Origin of the sequence: Dokdonia sp. R78006, assembly GCF_042466145.1 — a bacterium.
GTDB lineage: Bacteria > Bacteroidota > Bacteroidia > Flavobacteriales > Flavobacteriaceae > Dokdonia.
The window spans coordinates 1,416,780-1,440,368 of the sequence record NZ_JAXHBU010000001.1 but is presented as its reverse complement, the minus strand read 5'-3'; the positions used below and the strand labels follow the sequence as shown (position 1 = coordinate 1,440,368).

At 38.4% G+C, this 23,589-nt stretch carries 20 protein-coding genes; 8 read left to right on the top strand and 12 right to left on the bottom strand.

From position 1 onward, the window contains the following. Positions 1-17 precede the first annotated feature (17 nt). The 4 genes from SJY37_RS06545 to SJY37_RS06530 all read right to left on the bottom strand — a co-directional run bounded on the left by SJY37_RS06545 (position 18) and on the right by SJY37_RS06530 (position 3,252). On the bottom strand, positions 18-1,196 hold the full coding sequence (locus SJY37_RS06545; RefSeq protein ID WP_298322544.1) for an acyl-CoA dehydrogenase family protein: 1,179 nt from the start codon (positions 1,194-1,196) through the stop codon (positions 18-20). A 58-nt stretch (positions 1,197-1,254) separates the two neighbouring features. Continuing rightward, positions 1,255-2,016: a tRNA1(Val) (adenine(37)-N6)-methyltransferase gene (locus SJY37_RS06540; RefSeq protein ID WP_298322547.1), complete on the bottom strand. Its 762-nt coding sequence runs from the start codon at positions 2,014-2,016 to the stop codon at positions 1,255-1,257. Next, positions 2,017-2,541, bottom strand: coding sequence for a ribosome maturation factor RimM (rimM, locus tag SJY37_RS06535; protein ID WP_013750339.1), 525 nt, complete (start codon positions 2,539-2,541; stop codon positions 2,017-2,019). A gap of 195 nt (positions 2,542-2,736) precedes the next feature. After that, positions 2,737-3,252, bottom strand: coding sequence for a 30S ribosomal protein S16 (locus SJY37_RS06530; protein WP_298322551.1), 516 nt, complete (start codon positions 3,250-3,252; stop codon positions 2,737-2,739). A gap of 130 nt (positions 3,253-3,382) precedes the next feature. On the opposite strand from SJY37_RS06530, the gene SJY37_RS06525 reads away from it, so the two are divergent. The 3 genes from SJY37_RS06525 to dnaE all read left to right on the top strand — a co-directional run bounded on the left by SJY37_RS06525 (position 3,383) and on the right by dnaE (position 9,516). Beyond that, entirely contained in the window at positions 3,383-4,195 is an 813-nt protein-coding gene (locus SJY37_RS06525; protein WP_298322554.1) for a DUF6252 family protein, read from the top strand. A 337-nt stretch (positions 4,196-4,532) separates the two neighbouring features. After that, on the top strand, positions 4,533-4,979 hold the full coding sequence (locus SJY37_RS06520; RefSeq protein ID WP_298322558.1) for a PA2169 family four-helix-bundle protein: 447 nt from the start codon (positions 4,533-4,535) through the stop codon (positions 4,977-4,979). Between the two features lie 145 nt (positions 4,980-5,124). Continuing rightward, complete coding sequence (gene dnaE, locus SJY37_RS06515) at positions 5,125-9,516, top strand: DNA polymerase III subunit alpha (protein ID WP_298322561.1); 4,392 nt, start codon at positions 5,125-5,127, stop codon at positions 9,514-9,516. On the opposite strand, the gene SJY37_RS06510 is transcribed toward dnaE, so the two are convergent. Beyond that, positions 9,517-9,915, bottom strand: a complete 399-nt coding sequence (locus SJY37_RS06510) for a hypothetical protein (RefSeq protein WP_298322564.1) — start codon at positions 9,913-9,915, stop codon at positions 9,517-9,519. Positions 9,916-10,160: 245 nt separating this feature from the next. Between SJY37_RS06510 and SJY37_RS06505 the strand changes: the two genes are divergently transcribed. From SJY37_RS06505 to SJY37_RS06495, 3 genes are read left to right on the top strand one after another with little or no spacing between them, the layout of a single operon-like run. After that, positions 10,161-10,319 carry a hypothetical protein gene (locus SJY37_RS06505; protein WP_298322567.1) on the top strand — a complete coding sequence of 53 codons (159 nt, stop codon included), beginning with the start codon at positions 10,161-10,163 and terminating at the stop codon, positions 10,317-10,319. A gap of 45 nt (positions 10,320-10,364) precedes the next feature. Beyond that, on the top strand, positions 10,365-12,275 hold the full coding sequence (locus SJY37_RS06500) for a tetratricopeptide repeat protein (protein WP_298322571.1): 1,911 nt from the start codon (positions 10,365-10,367) through the stop codon (positions 12,273-12,275). Between the two features lie 11 nt (positions 12,276-12,286). After that, a complete protein-coding gene (locus SJY37_RS06495; RefSeq protein WP_298322574.1) occupies positions 12,287-12,952 on the top strand; it encodes a DNA-binding response regulator in 666 nt (221 codons plus the stop codon). 304 nt (positions 12,953-13,256) lie between these two features. On the opposite strand, the gene odhB is transcribed toward SJY37_RS06495, so the two are convergent. Further along, on the bottom strand, positions 13,257-14,507 hold the full coding sequence (odhB, locus tag SJY37_RS06490) for a 2-oxoglutarate dehydrogenase complex dihydrolipoyllysine-residue succinyltransferase (protein ID WP_298322577.1): 1,251 nt from the start codon (positions 14,505-14,507) through the stop codon (positions 13,257-13,259). 120 nt (positions 14,508-14,627) lie between these two features. Further along, on the bottom strand, positions 14,628-17,375 hold the full coding sequence (locus SJY37_RS06485; protein ID WP_298322580.1) for a 2-oxoglutarate dehydrogenase E1 component: 2,748 nt from the start codon (positions 17,373-17,375) through the stop codon (positions 14,628-14,630). Between the two features lie 97 nt (positions 17,376-17,472). On the opposite strand from SJY37_RS06485, the gene SJY37_RS06480 reads away from it, so the two are divergent. Together SJY37_RS06480 and SJY37_RS06475 are read left to right on the top strand one after the other, a co-directional pair. Then, a complete protein-coding gene (locus SJY37_RS06480; RefSeq protein WP_298322583.1) occupies positions 17,473-18,027 on the top strand; it encodes an alpha-ketoglutarate decarboxylase in 555 nt (184 codons plus the stop codon). Positions 18,028-18,088: 61 nt separating this feature from the next. Next, on the top strand, positions 18,089-18,940 hold the full coding sequence (locus SJY37_RS06475; RefSeq protein ID WP_298322586.1) for a hypothetical protein: 852 nt from the start codon (positions 18,089-18,091) through the stop codon (positions 18,938-18,940). A gap of 7 nt (positions 18,941-18,947) precedes the next feature. On the opposite strand, the gene SJY37_RS06470 is transcribed toward SJY37_RS06475, so the two are convergent. Genes SJY37_RS06470 through SJY37_RS06450 form a run of 5 tightly spaced genes read right to left on the bottom strand, consistent with a single transcriptional unit; the run spans position 18,948 to position 23,584 of the window. After that, on the bottom strand, positions 18,948-19,238 hold the full coding sequence (locus SJY37_RS06470; protein WP_298322589.1) for a YciI-like protein: 291 nt from the start codon (positions 19,236-19,238) through the stop codon (positions 18,948-18,950). Then, the gene (gene scpA, locus SJY37_RS06465) at positions 19,238-21,364 is read right to left on the bottom strand and encodes a methylmalonyl-CoA mutase (protein WP_298322592.1); all 2,127 of its coding nucleotides are present in this window, start codon (positions 21,362-21,364) and stop codon (positions 19,238-19,240) included. The genes SJY37_RS06470 and scpA overlap by 1 nt, the downstream gene beginning before the upstream one ends. Next, on the bottom strand, positions 21,357-21,941 hold the full coding sequence (locus SJY37_RS06460) for a hypothetical protein (protein WP_379952909.1): 585 nt from the start codon (positions 21,939-21,941) through the stop codon (positions 21,357-21,359). The genes scpA and SJY37_RS06460 overlap by 8 nt, the downstream gene beginning before the upstream one ends. A 4-nt stretch (positions 21,942-21,945) precedes the next feature. Beyond that, positions 21,946-23,304, bottom strand: a complete 1,359-nt coding sequence (locus tag SJY37_RS06455) for a methylmalonyl-CoA mutase subunit beta (protein ID WP_298322598.1) — start codon at positions 23,302-23,304, stop codon at positions 21,946-21,948. Continuing rightward, positions 23,294-23,584 carry a septum formation initiator family protein gene (locus tag SJY37_RS06450; protein ID WP_317047396.1) on the bottom strand — a complete coding sequence of 97 codons (291 nt, stop codon included), beginning with the start codon at positions 23,582-23,584 and terminating at the stop codon, positions 23,294-23,296. The genes SJY37_RS06455 and SJY37_RS06450 overlap by 11 nt, the downstream gene beginning before the upstream one ends. Between the last annotated feature and the right edge of the window lie 5 nt (positions 23,585-23,589).

Sequence of the window (23,589 nt, the reverse complement as noted above, 5' to 3'; positions counted from 1 at the left end):
TACTCCAGAGCAACGTACTATTTAAAAGCATTCTCACCTGTAATATCTAAACCTGTTATAAGAAGGTGAATATCATGTGTTCCTTCATAAGTGATTACACTTTCTAGGTTCATCATATGGCGCATAATACTATACTCCCCTGTAATACCCATACCACCTAGCATCTGGCGTGCCTCACGAGCAATTTTTATAGCCATCTCAACATTATTACGCTTTGCCATAGATATTTGTGCAGATGTAGCTCTATCTTCATTTTTGAGCTGTCCTAATCTAAAAGCTAGTAACTGTGCCTTTGTAATCTCTGTAATCATTTCTGCCAGCTTCTTTTGCTGCAATTGGAAAGCGGCAATAGGCTTCCCAAATTGGATACGTTGCTTTGCATAACGCAGTGCAGTATCATAACAGTCCATTGCGGCTCCTATCGCTCCCCAAGCAATACCAAATCGTGCCGAATCAAGACAACCTAATGGCGCTCCTAATCCAGATTTATTAGGCAATAAATTTTCTTTAGGGACTTTTACATCTTGAAAGATTAACTCTCCTGTTGCACTTGCTCTAAGCGACCATTTATTATGAGTCTCTGGAGTAGAAAATCCTTCCATTCCTCTTTCTACAATAAGTCCATGTATACGCCCTTCTTCATTCTTTGCCCATACTACAGCTACATCACAAAATGGACTGTTCGAAATCCATAATTTGGCTCCATTTAGAAGATAATGGTCCCCCATATCTTTAAAGTTAGTGACCATCCCACTAGGATTAGACCCGTGATCTGGCTCTGTAAGTCCAAAGGAACCCATAAATTCACCAGAAGCTAGTTTTGGTAAAAATTTATTACGTTGCTCCTCAGATCCATATTTCCATATAGGATACATTACTAGGGATGATTGTACAGATGCAGTAGATCGCACTCCAGAATCACCACGCTCTATTTCTTGCATGATAAGACCATAAGAAATTTGATCTAAGCCCGCACCACCATATTGTTCAGGAATATAAGGACCAAAAGCTCCTATCTCTGCAAGTCCAGGGATGATTGATTTTGGGAATTTTGCATCTTGTGCAGCTTGTTCTATTATAGGAGAAACGTCTCGCTTAACCCAAGCACGCGCAGCATCTCGTATTAACTTATGTTCTTCTGTTAAAAGGTCGTCTAGATTGTAATAATCAGGAGCTTCAAAAAGATCTGGTCTCATAGCATTTATTTTAGCGTAGTAAAAGTAACGAAAACGTTTTCACTGCCCAAAATTCCTACTACATTTTGAGATAGAAGTCTTTAACTAGAGAAATGTAGTCATCTGTATAATCGTGACGTTTATGCTCTATAGTAAGCTCTGTGGTTTTAGGCACGCTTTCGCAAAAGCGGAATTCCATCAAACTCCTTTTAATAGGCGAAGTTGGATTCCCCTTCACTCGTGTAATTCTAGATGGGAATAAACCAGCACGAGAGCATAACAATATAAAGTCATCTTCCCTTTCATGAGGAATAATCACACTAAACGCCCCATCTTCTGATAGTAACTTTGCTACGGCACCTACGAGTAATTCAAAAGGCATTGACTCTTCTGAGCGTGCTTGTTCTCTAGCTTCTATAGCCGCACCATCCTTAGTAGAACGTGAACGCTGCAACGCTGTGGACTCATCATTGAGCGTCTCCGCATAAAAAGGTGGATTGCACACAATGAGGTCGTACTCATCATCTATCTCTGCGGCAAATTCGTATAAATGTGCATGGTAACAAAAGAGTCTGTCTCCCCAAATGCTATTTTCAAAGTTTTCGGTAGCCTGCTCATAAGCGTTATCATCTAGCTCTACAGCGTCTACGGTCATAGCATCACTGCGTTGCGCAAGCATCAATGCGATAACACCAGTACCAGTGCCTATATCTAATATGCTATCTGGATACTGAGCCACTGAGGTCCAAGCGCCAAGCAATACACCATCTGTGCCTATTTTCATAGCGCAGCGATCCTGAGCTACCGTAAATTCTTTAAATTGAAAAGGTTTTAAAGACATCTACAGGTATAGATCAATCAATCCATCAGGAAGTTCGAAGTGCATTTGCTTGTTCTCGCGGTCTACTTTCTTGATAAACTCGTCTACCATAGGTATAAGTACTTGACTACCGTCTCTGTCAATTTCAAAAATGGCCTGCGTGTTACTATCATTTACATATGTGATTGTACCTATCTCACCAAAATCTTTATCAACCGCAGTAAATCCTACCACTTCATGGAAGTAAAATTGATCACCCTTTAACTCAGGAAGTAAGTCTAGAGGCAAGTATAAACCTGCGCCTATCATATCATCTGCATCTTCTTCTGTATCTATATCTTCAAATTTTACCCGAAGCAAACTTGATTTATGTAACTGAGAAGACTCTATAAAATATGGCACAAGACTAGGACCAAAATCAATAAACACAGAGTCCATGTCTACGTATATCTCTGGTTCGTCAGTATCAAGTTTAGCCAGGAGTTCACCTTTAAAGCTATACTTTCTAACTATTTTTCCGAGGTAGAAACAATCTTCTTTTTTCATAGGGTGTAAAAATACGGGATATCTTATAAAAAGATGTAAAAGTTAATCGATAAGCAATCGCACACAGCAAGCTTATTTTATAAGAGGCTTCAGCTACTATTAGTAATAATAAACTTAGACCATAAAAAATGCCCCAATAATTAAATTAGGGCATTTTCAAAATTTTGCGAAAGCATAACGCTTCCACTAGATTTTTTACTCTTCAGAATCTGAAGCTGCTGCTTCACCTTCTGCAGGTGCATCTTCAGTCTCTGCAACCACTTCTGGTTGAGCTGCTGCGATACGAGCCTCGTTTACAGCTTTTTCAGCTGCAAGAGCTTCTGCTTTTGCTTTTTCTTCTGCTTGAGAAAGGTTTCCTTTCTTAGCTTCTACTTTACCAGCTTTCTCCTCTACCCAAGCATTGAATTTTTCTTCTGCTTGCTCTTCAGTAAGTGCACCTTTACGTACACCACCAGCTAGGTGATTTTTAAGCATTGCTCCTTTATAAGAAAGAAGACGCTTTGCAGTTTCAGTAGGCTGCGCTCCGTTTTGTAACCAAGTTACAGCAAGATCAACATCAAGGTCAATGATTGCTGGGTTACTGTTAGGATTGTAAGTACCTATTTTTTGTAAGTATTTACCATCTCTCTTTGCGCGAGCATCTGCTGCTACAACCCAGTAAAAAGGTTTACCTTTCTTACCGTGTCTTTGTAATCTAATTTTAACTGACATAAAAGTTAATTTGTGGGGTACCCGACCCCGTTTTTAAATAAGTCTGCAAATATACTATAATTTTTCTGGCACTCATCACGTTATATCTTTAATATAAAGTACTTTTGCCCTCTATTATTGAATTTTTATTATGCGTAATCTACTGTTTGCTCTCATCTCTATTGTTACATTTATTTCTTGTAGTACTATAGAAGATAATACACCTGCACTGCAAGGTGTACGCGACACTGTATTACTGCGTACTTCAGACAGTCGAGCAATTTTTGACGAAGACGGAGATTTATTGATACGCGGAGAACTTGGCGCAGAAGTAATAAGCTTTCAAATAGAAAATCAAGCACAAACTCAAATTACCTTCGGCGGTCAGAACAACCCTAGTGTTGCTACCTATATTAATAAAGATGGAAAGGTATTTACTACTGCATCATCCCAAGCTAGCGGTCTATTAGACTTTTCGTTTAACGGTAACAACGCAGTTTCTGGTGATTTTAAATTTATAGCTTTTACTCCGTCATTTGCAGATACTGTAGTATTTAGTAAAGGTGTTTTCTTCAAAGTACCTATCCTGACTCCGGTAGTAATTGAGCCAGAAATTGAAGTTATAAACGATAATTTTGAAGCTCTCATTAATACCACGGTTTTTAATTCTATAGTTATTAATCACGCTATCTCTGGCAATGTTCTTACGGTTCTAGGCCGTACATCTTCTACCAATATTGCTGTAAGTTTCCCTATAAACAGTACCCCCGAAACATATACACTAGGCACAAATCCTGACTTCTCCGCAGCCTATACTACTCCTTCTGGAATCTCAAATGCCATATCTGGCGAGATTACGATTATTTCTAATGATCAAGAAAATAACATTGCCGTAGGAACATTTAGCTTCATGACTGCTCAAGGCTTTTCAATTACTGATGGTGCGTTCACCATTAATTATTAGTAGAGCTGATATCCTATTATATCGCCTAATTTTAGTTTGCCCAACTAACAACTGATTACTTTAAATACCAAAAAACAACACTCTGCTATAGATAACCTTCTTAATTATCTATCGATTGTCGCTGCGTATAGTTTATGTATTGTCTTTACAATGGCAACAAACAACTCACAGCAGCTTCAATCACTTCCTATCTTATCATACTATTAAGACAATTAACATCGATTTACGTTAAAAGAAGCCAATTATAAATGTTTCTGGTTAAAGGTAGTTAAACTACTTATGTATAGTGTTTTATGCTCATATCTTTACATCAACACTAACAACAAAAACATATATTATGAACTATACAGAAGAAGTTGCAAATAAATTAAATAGCCTATTAACTAAGTCATATGATGCAGAAGCTGGTTACAAGAAAGCAGCAGAAAATGTAAAAAATACTGGCTTAAAAAACTTTTTTCAAAATCGTGCACAAGACAGATATAACTTTGGACATGAAATTAAAGAAGAAGTAAGAAGTTTTGGACAAGAAGTAGATAAGGGAACAAGCTTCCAAGCAGACATGCACAGAGCATGGATGGACGTAAAAACTGCCTTTTCTACAGATGACGATGAGTCAACACTGGAAGAAGCAATTCGTGGAGAAAAAGCATCAGTAGAAGCATATAACGAAGTACTCGCAGAGACGTCACTTCCTAGCTCAACAAGAAACGTACTAGAGAAGCAGCGCAATAGCATCCAGAATGCATTGAACGAAGTAAAAACTCTAGAAGAGTGGGCATAAGTATGTTATGCAACCCAGATAAAATTGAAAATCCAGCCATAATGGCTGGATTTTTTTTGTGCATAAAAGTTGATAACTCATAGCCGTAATCTCATGTAAAAAGCACTAAAATGTAGTACTTTTCATATCCACTTTTTCTACGCCTATGTACCTTATTTTTGACACCGAAACCACAGGACTTCCTAAAAATTGGAATGCTCCACTTACAGACTCAGATAACTGGCCTAGAGCGATTCAGATCGCTTGGCAGTTGCATGATGAGATGGGTAACGTCATAGAGCATCAAGATTATCTTATCAAACCAGATGGATTTGACATCCCTTATGATGCAGAGCGTATACACGGCATCTCCACAGCACTTGCCGAAAGAGACGGGATTGAACTTTCTGAAGTACTCTCAAAATTCAATATTGCACTCTCAAAATCAAAGTACGTAGTAGGTCAAAATGTAGGCTTTGATACAAATATCATGGGAGCCGAGTTTCACAGACTCAACATAGGTAATGACTTACAAGAATTACCAGTGCTAGACACTTGTACAGAAAAAACAGCAACCTTGTGCCAGCTACCCGGTGGACGTGGAGGCAAGTTTAAACTACCTACACTTACAGAACTACACAAGCACTTGTTTGGAGAAGGGTTTGGAGAAGCTCACAATGCCACGGCAGATGTGGAGGCAACTACACGTTGCTTTCTAGAACTTATACGCCAGCGTGTTTATACAAAGGAAGAGCTAGATGTTGCTCCAGATTATTTTGATAGATTCTCTCAATCTAATCCGCAGCCTATTACTTTTATTGGGCTTAAGCACATAAATCTTAAAAAAGCTTCTGCAAAAATTGCTCAAGCGCTCGCTGCTCAAGATGATACTCCAGAGATTTCTAAGGCAGAGATAGAAGAAAATAAAGAACAGCTTTCTGATGTAAAGTTTGCTCACCTTCATAATCACTCACAATTCTCCATATTACAATCTACCGCAAGCGTTCAAGATATTGTAAAAGCTGCTGCACTACACAAAATGCCCGCTGTTGCTATGACAGATATGGGAAATATGATGGGTGCTTTTCACTTTACAAAAGCGGTAAAAAGTCATAACGCTTTCGCGAAAGCGGAAAACGCAAAACTCACAGAAGCTGGAGAAGCAGAAGAGCATGTGCCGCTTAAAGCCATCATAGGTTGCGAGTTTAATGTGTGTGTTGATCACAAAAACAAGAGCCAAAAAGACAACGGATATCAAATTGTCATTTTAGCCAAAAATAAAAACGGATATCAAAATCTCTGTAAAATGGCGTCTATAGCCTACACAGATGGTTTTTATTACGTTCCCCGTATAGACAAACAAGTTGTTGAGCAATACAAAGAAGATCTTATTGTACTTACCGGAAATTTATATGGTGAAGTGCCAAGTAAGATTCTTAATGTAGGAGAAAAACAAGCCGAGGAAGCTCTTATTTGGTGGAAAGAACAATTTGGCGACGACCTCTATGTCGAGATCATGCGTCACGGGCAAGAAGATGAAGATCGTGTGATGCCTGTTTTAATTTCGCTTTCGCGAAAGCATGATGTAAAACTTATCGCGTCTAACAACACCTTCTACATTGATAAGTCTGATGCAGATGCGCATGATGTTTTATTATGTGTAAAAGATGGTGAGAAAGTAGCCACACCAAAAGGTCGTGGTAGAGGATATCGTTTTGGATTACCCAATGACGAATACTACTTTAAGAGTGCAGATGAGATGAAAACGCTCTTTGCAGATGTACCAGAAGCCATACTTAATGTACAAGAAGTAGTAAATAAAATCGAATCTTACGAGCTTGCTCGTGATGTCCTACTTCCTGCTTTTGATATTCCAGCAGAGTTTGTTTCTCCAGAAGATGCCATAGATGGAGGAAAACGCGGTGAAAACGCTTTCTTAAAACATCTGGTTTACGAGGGGGCAAAAAAACGATATGGCCAAGAGCTCTCTGAAGAAGTGGTAGAACGCTTAGACTTTGAGCTTGACGTTATTGAAAAGACGGGTTACCCTGGTTACTTCTTGATTGTAGAAGATTTCATTAGAGAGGCTCGCAAGATGGATGTATCTGTGGGACCAGGACGTGGATCTGCAGCGGGATCTGTGGCAGCATATTGTCTTTGGATTACAAATATTGATCCGCTTAAGTATGACTTACTTTTTGAGAGATTCTTAAATCCGGATCGTGTAAGTATGCCCGATATTGATATTGACTTTGATGATGAAGGTCGCGGGCGAGTAATGCAATATGTAATTGATAAATATGGTGCAAATCAAGTAGCGCAGATTATCACCTACGGTACCATGGCTGCAAAGTCATCCATACGAGATACTTCTAGAGCACTAGATTTATCATTAGGGGATGCAGATAGAATAGCAAAGCTTATCCCTACGATGAGTAAGCTTAGAAAGATTTTTGGCAAAACAGATGCAGAGCTACGCAGTGCCTTTAGATCTGATGATTTACCTAAAGTACAAGAACTAATTACCCTAGAACAAGCCGATAATCTTGAAGGCCAGATGCTACGTCAAGCAAGACAGCTTGAAGGATCTGTACGTAACACGGGAATTCATGCCTGTGGTGTGATTATTACGCCTAGTGACATTACAAACTTTGTCCCTGTAGCACTTGCTAAAGATTCTGATCTCTACGTAACACAATTTGATAACTCGGTAGTTGAGGAGGCTGGACTACTAAAGATGGATTTCTTGGGTCTGAAGACCCTTACTTTAATAAAAGACACTGTAAAACTCGTCAAGTATAGACATGACGTAGATCTCGATCCAGAGAATTTTCCTCTTGACGATGAAAAAACGTATGAACTTTTCCAGCGCGGTGATACTGTAGGTATATTTCAATATGAATCACCTGGGATGCAAAAGCACATGCAATCTCTCAAACCTACCGTGTTTGAAGATCTTATTGCAATGAATGCGCTTTACCGTCCAGGACCGATGGAATACATACCATCATTCGTAAGGAGAAAGCACGGTGAAGAAGAGATAGAATATGACCTTCCTGCCATGGAAGAGTATCTAAAGGAAACGTACGGTATTACTGTCTATCAAGAGCAAGTAATGCTACTTTCTCAAAAGCTAGCCGACTTTACAAAGGGTGAGGCCGATGTACTTCGTAAGGCAATGGGTAAGAAGCAAATTGCCGTTCTTGATAAAATGAAGCCTAAGTTTATAGAACAAGCTTCTGCCAAAGGCCATGATCCAGAAAAACTAGAAAAAATCTGGAAAGACTGGGAAGCATTTGCCGCTTATGCATTTAACAAATCACACTCTACATGTTATGCATGGATTGCCTATCAAACTGCCTACTTAAAAGCCCACTACCCTGCCGAGTATCTTGCTGCTGTGCTGTCTAACAACATGAACGACATCAAGCAAGTAACGTTCTTTATGGAAGAGGCAAAACGCATGGGCCTTGAAGTATTAGGACCTGATGTGAATGAATCTTTTAGAAAGTTCACAGTAAACGATAATGGTGCTGTACGTTTCGGGATGGGTGCGGTAAAAGGTGTAGGTACTGGAGCTGTTGCGACCATTGTTGAAAATAGAAAGGATGGAAATTATAAATCTGTCTTTGACTTTGCACGACGCGTAGATTTACGAGCCGCAAATAAAAAAGCTTTCGAAAGTCTAGCGCTAGCTGGAGGTTTTGATGAAATGGATGGAGACACGCACCGAGCTCAATTCTTTAATCACGACGGAGATAACATTACCTTTTTAGAAAAAGCAGTAAAATATGGTGCGCGTTACCAAGAAAATGAAAATAGCTCTCAGGTAAGTCTCTTTGGAGAATCTAGCGAAGTTCAAATACCAGAACCAGAAGTTCCTCCATGTGAGGAATGGGGAACTATGGAAAAACTAAAACGTGAGAAGGAGGTAGTAGGAGTATATATCTCAGGCCACCCGCTAGATGACTTCAAAACAGAAATGGAAACGTTTTGTAATGCAACGGTGTCAAACTTCCACCAAATGGAAGCTTATATTAACAGAGAGCTCACCTTTGGCGGTGTAATATCTGATGTACAACATCGTGTATCAAAAAATGGAAAAGGATGGGCTTCCTTTATAGTAGAAGACTTTACAGACACCTTTGAGTTTAGAATGTTTGGAGAGGAGTACCTCAAGATGCGTCACTTTTTGATTCCTAATAGCTTCATACACGCAAAAGTGTTTATAAAGGATGGCTTTACCAATAGAGAAACTGGCAGAAAGAGTGATCCAAGAACGCAGTTTAATAGCATCCAGCAATTGCAGGATGTAATGGAAACAAATGCAAAAAAACTAACCATTAATATCGATATTAATGAGGTTGCAGAGGCTCGCATAGAAGAAATAAAGAATATTCTTGACCTACATGTGGGTGAGGCTAAACTTCACTTTCAAGTCTTTGAACCACTTGAAAAACTCTTTGTGAAAATGCCCAGCAAGCGCATAAAAGTAAAAATCTGCCAAGAACTTCTTGACACTTTAGAAGAGAATAGCGTCCATTATAAACTCAACTAGTTACGCCACATTACGTGGAGCTACTAGCTCCCTTCGTACAAGTATAGTCACTTCCTCCTTGTAGCTCTCTGTCTGCAATGTGTAGGTGAACGCTTGTGGGTACTCGTTACTTTCGACACTTTGTATACTTGCTTGATGCAAAAGAAATGTTCCATAGTTGGGGTAGCCTAGGTATTTACAGAGCATCTCTATCATCTTTGCATTTGGCGATAGCTCTTCGTTATCTCCATCTTCTATATAATTATTGTAATAATTAAGAAGTGTTCTTCTTGAGATTTGATAATTACACTCACACCAGAGACTATTTGCTAGGTGATCTGCCCATTGTGTTTTTGTGTTTCCGGGGGTTTCTGTTTGCGCTTTCGCGAAAGCGGACAAAACAATTTTTCTAAACATCATAATGGTAATTTTTGTTTCTAAATCATTCTTATATTTTTTTCAATTAGGGATTGGAAAGTATTTTCCATCGGTTTTCCATCTAGCACTCTTAACAAGCTAGATATTTACGTATCTAAAAGATAATCAGCGCACAAAGAACGATAAATAGCATTAGGTTTCATAAAGGAAATCCATAAAATGCATCATTTCTCTTTGTTTGTTAAGATTTTTCTTACAGAAGTATATAACCCTGAAACATTAAAATTATGAAAGCAACTATTTACATCTTAGCATTTTTATTTATGGGAGTTACATTTACAGCATGTACTCCAGATACCGTAACAGAAGAAAGTGACCACATAGAAAGCACTTGGGGAGAGGATGATAACAATGAAGAAACAGAGGAAGATAAAGATGGTAATTAGACTATTTCTATCTTAATATTTTTTCCTTATTCGTATATTAGAGGGATGAAACAGCTTGTTCTGTCATCCCTTTTTTTGCTGTATAGTTTTACTGCTTACAGCGCCTTACCACCTCAAAAACATACAGCTGAGGATAGCTTACTGTATTACAAGAAGTTGAGCCGCACAAAAAAAGAATCTTACAAAGATAGGCTCGCCGCAAATGAAAAGGCTACTTTCTGGTCAAAACAAGTATCAGACTCTGTATATCTTAAGCAACTAGACTATAGGTGTAGCTTGTATAATTACGATAAGCAATACGACCAAGCTATTACCCAAAGTAAAAGGTTGTTATATGAAGCCACAAGACTTAAAAACAAAAGTTTTATTGCTAAATCTTATTCTCTGTTAGGTGACTTTTATAAAAAGAAACAGAATACCTCTGACGCTTTTACAAACTATGTGCACGCGATAGAGCTCTTTAGTGAGATAAAGGACAGCCTGCAGGTTATAAGAATTTCAAAAAAGGCTAGCTATATACAAGCCAGTCTTGGTGATATAGACGGAGCAGAATATACTATTGTTAATGCCCTTGACTATAGCGATGCACTAAAAGATCCCTCAGAAATTTCTTGGTTTTATGACATTCTAGGTAGGGTATATAGAGAGCGTGGCTTGTGGCAAGAAGCCATAAGATATCATCGAAAGGCATTACAAATTGCAAATAACACAAGTAGCAAGGCTTCCCTTATTAACAATTATGCCATCACACTCCTAAAGTCTGGCGATAATGATGGGGCTATACAGCAGCTAGAAGTAGGTCTTTTATATAAAGACAGTATATCTCCTAACACGTTATTCCGTCTTAAAGATAATTATGGATTTGCAAAATCACGTGCTGGACACGATGACGCTATACCACTATTAAAGGAAGCATTAGCGTTGAGAAGTGGTATAGATGACATACCAGGAACATATGCAAGTCATATACACCTCGCCGAAGCTTATATGGCATTAAAAAACACCCAAGAAACTGCATATCACGCGCAACAAGCTTATAATATTTCTTCCAAAGCTAACAATACAGAAGCTGTTATAAAGGCACTTGACTATTTAATACCTGTAACCAAAGAATCTAATGTGCTTTTTGAAGAATACACCTCCTTATCAGACTCTCTGACTAAAGCACAAAACAACGCTAAGTTTGAGTTTGCAAAACTTCGTTATGATGTAGAAAAGGCCGAAGAAAGAGAGAACATGGCCTTAAAAGAAATTACAGCTTCACAGCTGAGAGAGGGTGTAGCAATTAGAAAGATAAATTGGGCTCTCGCAGGTATAGGAGGTCTTTTAATCATTGGTGTTGTTTTTATACTTTACCAGCGTGAGCGATCAAAAAAACAGCGACTATTAGACCGTTATGAAACAGAAAAGCGTATCGCAAAAAAACTTCACGATGAGCTTGCAAACGAGATATACTTAGTAATGAACGAGGTTGAAAATGAAATACATTCTCCGGCTGTGGCAGATAGACTTGAGGATATCTACAAATTAAGTAGGGATCTCTCTAGAGAGACAAAACCTATACAGACTGATGAGAACTTTCCAACTGAACTTGCAATGAACTTGCAAACGTATACCTCATCAGAACGTAAACTTATATTGAGGGGTCTTGAGTCTATAAACTGGAATGTTATTAAACCAGAAGTGAAAATCGAAATATACAGAGTACTTCAAGAATTAATGACTAATATGAGGAAGCACAGTAAAGCTTCTCTTGTAGCACTTGTATTTAAAAGTGTAGATAAACTTTTAGAAATTAATTACAGTGACAATGGCAAAGGGGTGTCACTATCACGAGATAATCGCGGCAGCGGCTTATTAAATACACAAACCCGTCTAAAATCTTTAGGAGGACAAATAGAGTTTGACTCTGCCATAGACGAAGGTTTTAGAGCAGAATTATCAATTCCCATTTAATTTACGGTACCATGTTTAAAAAAATACTAGCGGCAGAAGATATAGATAACATTAAACTGGGTGTCTCTTCTATTCTTAAACAGCTCAAAATACCAGAAGTCGTACACGTTGAATATTGTGATGAGGCCTTTTTAGAGTTTAAAATGGCAATTCAAGACAATGCTCCTTTTGATCTTTTAATAACAGATCTTTCCTTCAAAGAATCTTACCGAAAAGAACGTCTTACCTCTGGAGAGCATCTTTTTAAAGCACTAAAAGATGTAGACCCTACTATAAAAGTAATCGTCTACACTATGGAAGATCATCCTCAACGCTTTGACAGCCTCTGGAAGTCTGGTTTACTAGATGGTTATGTATGCAAGGATAGACGAGGGCTAGAAAACCTTAAAGAGGCCATAGAACAAGTCGCAAAGGGTGAGAAATACATCTCTCAACATCTTGCCGATAACGTTAAGCAAAAAAACTTGGTAGAACTTAACAACTATGACATTGAACTATTGAGTCTTCTAGCAGATGGTGCTACACAAGATGAAATACAGCATTATTTTAAATCTAAAAATATGAAACCCTTTAGCAGGAGTAGTATTGAGAAGCGACTACGCGAGTTACGCACGGAGTTTGGGGCAAAAACAACCATACATCTCATACGACTACTAGCTGATTTACGCCTTATTTAAAATAAATTTTAAATAAAAACACGCAAATAAAGGAAATGCGTAAAATTTTACCTCCATCCACTCCTATCTTTATAACACCCTACAGTTCTCTTCCAAGAGGATATGTTTTATTAAGTACTTGTAATTTGTTTTTTTGGAAGAAACTTTATAGCATATTATACACAGTTTAATAATGCTCTGACGACTATTCTAAGGTCCCCCAACCGAAAAGCACCTTATCGATGTACCGATAGGTGTTTTTTTTGCGCATAAAAAAAAGCCTGCTCGAGAGCAGACTTTTTTGAAAGTTAAGATAATATCAATATTACATTTCTAATGCTTTCTTGATATCTCCATTCATTAATATATTGATAGGATCTTCTAGCGCTTCTTTTACTGCTACTAAGAATCCTACTGATTCTTTACCATCGATTATACGGTGATCATAAGATAGTGCCACAAACATAATAGGCGCTACAACAATACCACCATCTATTACAACAGGGCGTTCAACAATATTGTGCATTCCTAAAATTCCAGATTGTGGTGGATTGATTATTGGAGTAGATAACATAGAACCAAATACACCTCCGTTAGAGATAGTAAACGTTCCTCCTGTCATTTCATCTACTGTGATTTGTCCATCACGAGCTCTTATTGCAAGTCTCTTTACTTCGCTCTCTACGCCTCTAAAAGAAAGGTTCTCCACATTGCGCATCACAGGCACCATTAAACCTTTAGGTCCAGATACAGCGATAGAGATGTCCTTATAATCAAAAGTGACCATCTCCTTACCATCTATCATACTGTTAACAGAAGGATACATTTCTAATGCTCTTACTACAGCTAGTGTAAAGAAAGACATAAATCCAAGTCCTACACCATGCTTAGCTTTAAAGTCTTCTTTGTACTCCTTACGAAGATCAAAAATAGCTTGCATGTTTACCTCATTAAACGTAGTAAGCATTGCAGTAGTATTCTTTGCCTCTACAAGACGCTCTGCTACTTTACGACGTAACATTGATAATTTAGTACGAGATTCTCCACGAGCTCCTGGTCCAGGAGTTCCCATAGATGGTCTAGCATTTACTGCATCATCCTTAGTGATACGTCCATCACGACCTGTACCTGTAACAGTTTTAGGGTCGATATCTTTTTCTGCAAGCACTTTCTTTGCTGCAGGGCTAGCAGATCCAGATGCATATGTTTTTTGAGTTTCAGCAGGAGCTTTTGCTCCAGTGTCTGGAGTTTTTGCTTGTTCCTTCTTAAGGTTCTTTTCGACATTTGCATCACCGCCACCTTCGTCACCACCTTCATAGGTAGTAGTTGCTGGAGCTTCTGCAGATGTGTCAATAAGACACACAACAGCGCCCACCTCAACAGCATCACCTTCTTCGGCTTTGAGAGTAATTACTCCACTTGCTTCTGCAGGTAGCTCTAAAGTTGCTTTATCACTATCTACTTCGGCAATAGCCTGATCTTTTTCTACATAATCGCCGTCTGCAACGAGCCATTGTGCGATTTCAACTTCTGTGATGGATTCTCCCGGTGAAGGGACTTTCATTTCTAAAACCATAGTTGTTATAATTACGCTTTCGCGAAAGCGGAGTTTAATTCATTAATATCCATGTAAACAGCACTTTGTCTGTCATTATGGTGTTTTTTTATTAGCAATATTCTCAAAATTGAATATATACTAGACTAGTGTTGCATCAAAAACGCTATCTATTACTTTTTTATGACGTGCTTTAGATCTTGTACTACTACCTGCTGCTGGTGAGGCATACACGCGGCGCGAAGCTACTCTAAGTTTTACTTGCTCAAAATTCATAAGCATATAACCCCAAGCTCCCATATTCTTAGGCTCTTCTTGTGCCCAAACATAATCTGTTACATTAGGATAACTAGCAATAATCTCTTCCAGTTGCTTTTGTGGCAACGGGAATAATTGCTCGATACGCACCAATGCTACATCTTCACGTCCATTTTCTGTACGTCGTTCTAATAAATCATAGTAGAACTTACCTGTACAAAATACAAGAGAAGTAACCTTCTTCTTATCTACAGTTACATCATCAAAAACTTCTTGGAAGCTTCCAGTCGCAAGTTCTTCTTTACTACTTACTACTAGAGGATGTCTCAATAATGATTTAGGTGTAAAAACAACAAGTGGCTTTCTAAAATTCCACTTCATCTGGCGACGAAGCAGGTGAAAGAAGTTTGCTGGCGTCGTTACGTCTGCCATGATTAAGTTATCTGTAGCACATAGCTGAAGGTAACGTTCCATACGAGCACTTGAATGCTCAGAACCTTGACCTTCATATCCATGAGGCAATAACATTACAAGACCATTCTGTGTCTTCCACTTAGACTCTGCAGCGCTTATGTATTGATCTAACATAATCTGAGCACCGTTTGAAAAATCTCCAAACTGAGCTTCCCAGATTGTAAGCGTTTTTGGGGATGCCATTGCATAACCATAATCAAAACCTACAACACCATACTCAGAAAGTAGTGAGTTGTAAATATCCATTCTACCAGCAACGCCTAGACGATTGTGAAGATTAATCTCCTCAACATCATCTTCTGTCTTAATAATAGCATGACGGTGAGAGAACGTACCACGCTCTACATCTTGACCAGATATACGCACGTTAAAACCTTCTTCCATTAGTGAACCATAAGCAAGTAACTCACCCATACCCCAGTCTAACTTGTTAGTCTCTGTATATTGTTTATTACGATCTGCTACAATACGCTGGATCTTGCGTATAAATTTTTTATCCTCAGGAAGCTTTGTAATACCATTTGCAATGGTGTCTAGCTTTTTCTGATCATAAGTAGTATCAATAGGAGCAAGAATATCTTCTCTACTACCTAACTCATACCCTTCCCAGTCATCTGCAAGAATCTCAGTAATGACTGTTTTATCTTTTTTACGTGACTCCTCTAAGTCTTCTTCTAGATCGTCTTTGTATTCTTTTTCTAGTTGTTTTACATGTCCATCTTGTATCACACCTTCTTTAATAAGGCGCTCTGCATAGATGTCTCTCGGGCTTGCGTGTTTTGCAATTGCCTTATATAAAAGTGGCTGCGTAAAACGTGGCTCGTCACCTTCATTATGTCCATACTTACGATATCCTAAAATATCTACAAATACGTCACGACCAAATTTCATTCTAAAGTCTAATGCAAATGCAAATGCATGACATACAGACTCCACATCATCTCCATTTACGTGTAGTACTGGTGATAATGTTACTTTACCAACATCTGTACTATATGTAGATGACCTTGCATCTAGATAGTTTGTTGTAAAACCTACTTGGTTATTCGCTACAATATGGATAGTTCCTCCAGTACGGTAACCTTCTAGTTGTGCCATTTGCACAATCTCATATACAATACCTTGCCCAGCAACTGCGGCATCACCGTGTATTGCTATAGGTAGTATTTTCTTCTCATCTCCACCTAATTGATTATCAATCTTAGCACGAGACATTCCTTCTATAACTGCTCCTACAGTCTCAAGGTGAGACGGGTTAGGCGCTAGATCCATACGGATTTTTTCTCCTTTACTGCTTTCGCGAAAGCTCGTCCAACCCATGTGATATTTTACATCACCATCAAAAAGTTCATCTTCTGCATATTCTTTACCGTCAAATTCTGAGAAAATTGCCTCTGGCGATTTTCCGAAGATATTTGCAAGAACGTTAAGGCGACCACGGTGAGCCATCCCCACTACAAACTGTTCGATTCCATTATCTGAGCCACGCTCGATAAGCGTGTCTAATCCAGGAATCATAGCGTCAAGTCCTTCAACAGAAAAACGTTTTTGACCTACATATTTAGAATGTAAAAATCCTTCAAAAGAAGCTGTTTGATTAAGCTTTTTAAGAATATGTTTTTTCTCTTCGGCAGAGAATTCTGGGTGGTTATCGTTTTTGTTAAGCCAGTTTTGTATCCACGCAATCTCTTCTGGGTTACGTATGTACATATACTCTATCCCAATGTGGTCACAATAGATAGCTTCAAGGTGATTAACAATTTCGCGTAAGCTAGTTCTACCTAGACCTAAAATAGATCCAGCTTCAAACTGTAAAGTCATATCAGCTTGTGACAACCCGAAGTTTTCTATTTCAAGAGTAGGTGCGTACTTACGACGTTCACGCACAGGGTTTGTTTTCGTAAAGAGGTGACCTCTGTTACGATAAGCATCAATCAATTTTACAATTTGAAACTCCTTTTGTATTGCTTCTGGAATAGCAGCTGGAGTTGTTCCTGAATCGTCAGAAACTGGCTCAGCATTCTCCATTCCAAAGTCAAAACCTTGGAAAAAAGCGCGCCAACTAGCTTCTACACTATCTGGATTTAGTAAATATTGATCGTAAAGCTCAGCAAAGTGAGCGGTATGTGCGGCATTCAGAAATGAAAATCTATCCATTTGATATTTTTGTTCTGCGTCTTGAGACAATAGAGATGCAAAAATACAATAATTAACATTTTCGTCCATATAATCCTTATATTTATAACACTTAATTATGATACGATTAACAATGAGAGAGAGAATTTCCTGCGCTATATTAGTTTTTAGTTTCCTGTTATTAGGAAACAACACCCTTTTTGCACAACAGACTACTACTACACCAAAAAGTGATTTCTGGAGTAAGGTGCGTTTTGGTGGTGGATTAGGATTAAATTTTGGCCGAAACAATACAAATATCACGGTTGCGCCTAGTGCGTTATACCAACCCAATCAATATGTTGCCTTTGGACCAGGGCTTAACTATACCTATCAAAAATTTGGTGATTTTAAAACTACACTTGTGGGAGCAAGTGCTATTGTGATTTCCAATCCTCTTGATTTCTTACAGCTTTCTGGAGAGTTTGAGCAGCTTCGCGTTTTTCAATCGGTTTCTGGACAACCAGATATTCCAAACTCTTGGAATACTGCACTTTTTCTTGGTGCGGGATACCGTCTTAACGTAGGAGGAAATAGCCTAGGCGCTATCGGAGTGCGTTACAATGTGCTTTTTGATAATGATGATTCTGTTTATGCAGATGCATGGCAACCTTTTGTAAGAGTATATTTCTAAAGAGACTTTTATAACAAGTCGTTTTTGCTAAGTTTGCTTGACATTACATGCAAGCTTTATTATGATACAAAAACTTCGCTTTCTCTTATTACTAGTAGCACTCTGTGTTCTCAATTCTTGTGGTTTCTCATCAGAAACTAAAACTCCAATTATAGAACTAAGTGACACAAATGAGCCTTTCGTGGGCAAAATTATTCTTGAAAATATTGAAGGCAACACAAAAACCGAAGTTACATTTCACATAGATGTAAAGAGTATACGAAGAGAGCAAACTCACCAAGGCGGTAATGGCTTCCTAGGTGATAAAGCTGGTATCATCGTAAATTATGATAAGGACCAAGTTATCTTATATAACACATATGGAGGAGCAAAATGGACAACATACACTATTGAAGGGTATAAAAATGCATTAGCTAGAGACACCTTCCCATACGCACCTATTGTAGCATCTTACGATTACACCTATAGCTTCTTAAACGATTATACTGCTATTGTCGCAAAAGAAAATGCACTAGAGATTGAATCTCTCCAACTTGACTATAAGCTATACAGCAATCTTAGTATCCGTCAAGAGAATTTTGATACCGATGAGATTAAAGTAAGACGAGAAATGATAGCATTAGTTTTTCCTAACATGCCAGAAAATGTGCACTTCCCATTACTTTTTAAGGTCTCTAAAAACACTGGAGATAATGGGATTGACAATAAAACTAATCTCTCAGAAAAGGGATGGAAAGACAAGATAACCCAAGTCTTTAATGAACTAAACACCAAAGAAAACAAAGTAAAAAGTATACAGCGTGGCGAGGTAGATCCTTCTTTATTTGAGTTTAACGATACAGATTTTATTGAAACGCGTCCAGAATATTTTTTCAAATCTCATAATAGCGGAAGCTCTTGGGGTGATGATTAATAGAAAATCACAGCTCTAGTAAACTGCCTACAACCACATTCCACTCTTTAATTTTCCAAGAAGAAACGATGCCGTTTTGCACATAAGGGTCTCGAAAGATAAAGTCTTCTATGATACTTTTATCAGACACTTTAAAAATTAAGATTCCCTGGTCTGCAGGGTTTTCTGTGGCGCCACCTAATAATAAATAACCAGCAGCAACTGCTTCTTTTGCAAGCGTAAAATGATCTGGGCGATACGGCGTGCGCTTCTCGAGGTAATCTTCTACGTATTGATATATAAGAAGGTAATGCTTCATTAGTTCATCATGATTTCTAGAAGACCTATTGCAGCCTCGCTAATTTTTGTTCCAGGACCAAAAACAGCTGCAGCACCAGCATCAAATAGAAATTGATAATCTTGCTGTGGAATAACCCCACCTACAATTACCATAATATCTGGTCTTCCTAACGCCTTCAACTCTTCGATTACTTGAGGCACTAATGTTTTATGACCAGCCGCAAGTGATGACACTCCTAAAATATGCACATCATTTTCCACTGCTTGTTTTGCTGCTTCCTTAGGCGTTTGAAATAACGGACCAATATCTACATCAAATCCTATATCTGCATATCCTGTCGCTACCACTTTGGCACCACGGTCGTGACCATCTTGGCCCATTTTGGCAACCATAATTCTTGGGCGACGCCCATCTTGTTCGGCAAACTCATTTGCGAGTTGTTGCGCTTTCGCGAAAGCGGGATCTTGTTTCATCTCTTTACTATATACACCACTAAAGGATTGGATTTGTGCTTTGTGCCTTCCATATACATCTTCCAGCGCATCTGAAATCTCTCCTAAAGTTGCTCGCTCCTGTGCAGCTGTAACCGCCAGTGCAAGTAAATTACCATTACCCGTACGAGCCGCTTCTGTAAGTGCAGCGAGGGCTTTTTTTACATTTTCGGTATTACGAGCTGCCCTAATATCTGCTAAACGCTTAAGCTGCCCTTCTCTTACTTTTGTATTATCTACATCAAGAATATCTAGGTGCTCATCTTCTGTAGGTCGGTATTTATTTACTCCTACAATAATATCTTGCGCACTATCTATGCGTGCTTGCTTTCTAGCAGCGGCCTCTTCAATACGCAGTTTAGGAATCCCAGCCTCAATCGCTTTAGTCATTCCACCTAGCTCCTCAACTTCTTCAATAAGCTCCCAAGCTCGGTGAGCAATATCATCTGTAAGTGACTCTACATAATAACTACCAGCCCAAGGATCTACTGTTTTTGTAATATGCGTTTCTTGCTGTAAGAATATCTGTGTGTTTCTTGCAATACGCGCAGAAAAATCTGTAGGTAAGGCAATAGCCTCATCCAGTGCATTTGTATGTAAACTCTGTGTACCTCCAAAGGCAGCAGCAGCAGCTTCAATGGTAGTACGAGCCACATTATTAAAAGGATCTTGCTCCGTAAGGCTCCACCCACTTGTCTGGCAGTGCGTTCTAAGAGCGAGAGATTTAGGGTTTTTGGGATTAAATTGCTTTACAATTTTTGCCCAAAGCATACGTGCTGCACGCATTTTGGCAATTTCCATAAAGTGGTTCATCCCTATTGCCCAGAAAAATGATAATCTTGGAGCAAAACTATCAATATCCATACCTGCAGCGAGTCCAGTTTTTATGTATTCTAGACCATCTGCGAGTGTGTAAGCAAGTTCTATATCACAAGTAGCGCCGGCTTCTTGCATATGGTATCCTGAGATAGATATACTATTAAATTTAGGCATGTTTGCAGCCGTATATTCAAATATATCTGAGATAATTCTCATTGAAGGAGTAGGTGGATATATGTACGTATTACGCACCATAAACTCTTTCAGAATGTCATTTTGTATGGTTCCAGAAAGCAGTGCAGGATCCACTCCTTGTTCTTGAGCTGCTACAATGTAAAATGCCATAATAGGTAACACGGCACCGTTCATAGTCATTGAAACAGACATCTTATCTAGCGGTATCTGATCAAAGAGAATTTTCATATCCTCTACAGAATCTATCGCAACACCAGCCTTACCTACATCACCTACTACGCGCTCATGATCACTATCATAACCACGGTGCGTGGCAAGATCAAAAGCTACCGAAAGCCCTTTTTGACCTGCAGCGAGATTTCTTCTATAAAACGCATTACTATCTTCGGCAGTTGAGAAACCTGCATACTGTCGTATCGTCCATGGACGACGCACGTACATCGTACTATAGGGACCTCTTAAGTGAGGAGCAACACCTGCAATAAAATCAAGATGCTCCAACCCTTGCACATCATCCTTTGTATAACGAGACTTTACATCAATCTTCTCTGCAGTAGTAGTGATCTTAACTTCTGCTAATGAAGGAGAATTTTCTTCTTGGGAAGAAAGTGTGATATGTTGAATATTTCTTCTACTCATTACTTTTTTTTACAGGAATCTCAGTCATTGTAAGCTGTTGATAATAAGTATCCAAAGCCACATATAAAGCCGTATATCTATCTGATTGAGATTTGTATGCAAAATTTCTCATTCGAGAATTAAATAATTTTGGATCCATTGTGTTTGAATCAACAAGCGCTTCTATCATAAGAGCAAGCTGCGGATCCTCTATATTTTTAAGAACACATAAAATATTATCATACACTAGATTACTTTTAAATCCGCCGTCTTTTATAAATCCTTCTTTTACAAGTTCCTTTCTTATTGCTAAAGTATGTGATGTAGCTAATCGCTCATATTCTGCTACTCCCGAAAAACCAGCATATAAAAAATTTGCATAGGCCTTATTAATCAATTGTGATTCTGGATCATAGGCATTTGTAATATCTTGTTCAAATTGGTACAGTGCTTCATTAAGCAGTGCATTATTTTCATTTTCACAATTAATTACTTGTTCCTTATCTGCGTGTTTATACTCAAGTGAAGCTTGATTTTCACATGATACCACTCCAACTGCTATAATTATTGCAACAATAAGGTTATACACTTTTTTCATAAGACTACTTTTCTGCTTTAATACGTTCTTGTTCTAATGCCTCAGCTAGGCGTTTTGCAATTATAGGCTCCAGTAATGTTTTACGAGGATTAATTTTTACAAAAGGGTAAATTTCTAACTCACCTTTCATTACGTCTTTTGGATTAGGATGTTTATTTGTCCCCAAAAGAATCAACTCTCCTTCATCAAACTTAGCCTGTTCCTTTGCAGCACTTTCTTTTATTTTACGCTGGATAGTCCCTTCTTTAAGTTGTCTCAAAAATCCTCCTTGCGCTTCTATATCTTTATAAAGAGTAAGCGCTTTTTCAGCCAATTGCGAGGTAAGCTCTTCTACGTAATAAGAACCATCTGCAGGGTTTTGAACTACATCAAAATAGCTTTCTTCTTTAAGTACAATGAGCTGATTGCGAGAAATGCGCTGTCCAAAATTATTAGTCTTGTGATATAGTGCATCATAAGGCATATTTACCACCCAGTCTGCGCCACCTAGCACAGCACTCATACACTCCGTAGTGGTGCGCAGCATGTTTATATTATAATCGTAAATCGTTTTATTGCGTCTTGATGGGTGCGCAATTATGCTAATAGCTGCATCCATGTAGTTAAATGCAGACAGCACTACCGCAGCAAGCTTTCTGAGTGCTCTTAGCTTTGCAATTTCAAAAAAGTAGTTAGTTCCTACTGCAACTTCAAAAGTGACAAGATTTACACTAAGCTTCTCTTTCTCACAATGATTTAAATATTCGGTAAGATGAGCTATGCCGTAAGCTAGTTGCTGTACCATAGTGGCACCAGCATTCTGATATAAGGTGGTATCTACAGTAAGTTTACTTTCTTCTCCCTCTAGCAAACTGCTCACTATATCGTGATCCTTTTGCAAATTGTGATACCAGTTACCATCAAGTGCAAGATGATTAATGATATCGAGCTTTGTGGTGATATGATACGCTTTCGCGAAAGCGTGAAAACGTTTATAAAAATCTTCATCAAGAAAACTGAGCTCAAAATAAAGAGGGATTCCTTTATGCTTTAAACTTTCAAATAACAGCTCAAGATCAAACAAAGTTTCTGCCTGAAAGTAGATAGCCTCTGCTCCGTTGTCTATAGCTTTATTTGCCGTTTGCGCCGACTTAGCCGCATCTACTATAAATATTTTCTCTCCTATAAACCATTGTTGTGGAGCTTGAACAGCGACGGTTTCTTTTATTTCATCACTGTGATAAAAAGGCTTTACATGTATTCCTTCTAGACTTTGCCAGACAAGCGTCTCATTGTAGTCTGCCCCTTTGAGGTCAAACTGTATTTTTTGCTTGAAAGCCTTTGCCGAAACTGCGTCAAATTCTGAAAATAAATTAGTCTTCATTCTCTGTAGATAAACTATCCTGATATTCAATTATATAAATCTCCTCGTTATCCTTTTTCATAAGGTATTCTTCACGAGCAAATCTTTCTAAACCTGCACTATCTTTAAGTTGTAAGATTTGTGCATTATCCTCTGCTATTTCCTTTTTAAAGTATGCTCTATTACCTTCCAGCTTATCATATTCTTGATTGAGCTCTCTGTGTAACAAATAAGAACTTCCATCAAAAAACAGCATCCACACTATAAAAATGAAAAAAATGAGCAAGTATTTATTGCTCATTATTC

Excerpts from the sequence above, each read along its gene's own strand:
- SJY37_RS06545 (WP_298322544.1), bottom strand. The coding sequence starts at position 1,196 with ATGAGACCAGATCTTTTTGAAGCTCCTGATTATTACAATCTAGACGAC.
- SJY37_RS06540 (WP_298322547.1), bottom strand. The coding sequence starts at position 2,016 with ATGTCTTTAAAACCTTTTCAATTTAAAGAATTTACGGTAGCTCAGGAT.
- rimM (WP_013750339.1), bottom strand. The coding sequence starts at position 2,541 with ATGAAAAAAGAAGATTGTTTCTACCTCGGAAAAATAGTTAGAAAGTAT.
- SJY37_RS06530 (WP_298322551.1), bottom strand. The coding sequence starts at position 3,252 with ATGTCAGTTAAAATTAGATTACAAAGACACGGTAAGAAAGGTAAACCT.
- SJY37_RS06525 (WP_298322554.1), top strand. The coding sequence starts at position 3,383 with ATGCGTAATCTACTGTTTGCTCTCATCTCTATTGTTACATTTATTTCT.
- SJY37_RS06520 (WP_298322558.1), top strand. The coding sequence starts at position 4,533 with ATGAACTATACAGAAGAAGTTGCAAATAAATTAAATAGCCTATTAACT.
- dnaE (WP_298322561.1), top strand. The coding sequence starts at position 5,125 with ATGTACCTTATTTTTGACACCGAAACCACAGGACTTCCTAAAAATTGG.
- SJY37_RS06510 (WP_298322564.1), bottom strand. The coding sequence starts at position 9,915 with ATGATGTTTAGAAAAATTGTTTTGTCCGCTTTCGCGAAAGCGCAAACA.
- SJY37_RS06505 (WP_298322567.1), top strand. The coding sequence starts at position 10,161 with ATGAAAGCAACTATTTACATCTTAGCATTTTTATTTATGGGAGTTACA.
- SJY37_RS06500 (WP_298322571.1), top strand. The coding sequence starts at position 10,365 with ATGAAACAGCTTGTTCTGTCATCCCTTTTTTTGCTGTATAGTTTTACT.
- SJY37_RS06495 (WP_298322574.1), top strand. The coding sequence starts at position 12,287 with ATGTTTAAAAAAATACTAGCGGCAGAAGATATAGATAACATTAAACTG.
- odhB (WP_298322577.1), bottom strand. The coding sequence starts at position 14,507 with ATGGTTTTAGAAATGAAAGTCCCTTCACCGGGAGAATCCATCACAGAA.
- SJY37_RS06485 (WP_298322580.1), bottom strand. The coding sequence starts at position 17,375 with ATGGATAGATTTTCATTTCTGAATGCCGCACATACCGCTCACTTTGCT.
- SJY37_RS06480 (WP_298322583.1), top strand. The coding sequence starts at position 17,473 with ATGATACGATTAACAATGAGAGAGAGAATTTCCTGCGCTATATTAGTT.
- SJY37_RS06475 (WP_298322586.1), top strand. The coding sequence starts at position 18,089 with ATGATACAAAAACTTCGCTTTCTCTTATTACTAGTAGCACTCTGTGTT.
- SJY37_RS06470 (WP_298322589.1), bottom strand. The coding sequence starts at position 19,238 with ATGAAGCATTACCTTCTTATATATCAATACGTAGAAGATTACCTCGAG.
- scpA (WP_298322592.1), bottom strand. The coding sequence starts at position 21,364 with ATGAGTAGAAGAAATATTCAACATATCACACTTTCTTCCCAAGAAGAA.
- SJY37_RS06460 (WP_379952909.1), bottom strand. The coding sequence starts at position 21,941 with ATGAAAAAAGTGTATAACCTTATTGTTGCAATAATTATAGCAGTTGGA.
- SJY37_RS06455 (WP_298322598.1), bottom strand. The coding sequence starts at position 23,304 with ATGAAGACTAATTTATTTTCAGAATTTGACGCAGTTTCGGCAAAGGCT.
- SJY37_RS06450 (WP_317047396.1), bottom strand. The coding sequence starts at position 23,584 with ATGAGCAATAAATACTTGCTCATTTTTTTCATTTTTATAGTGTGGATG.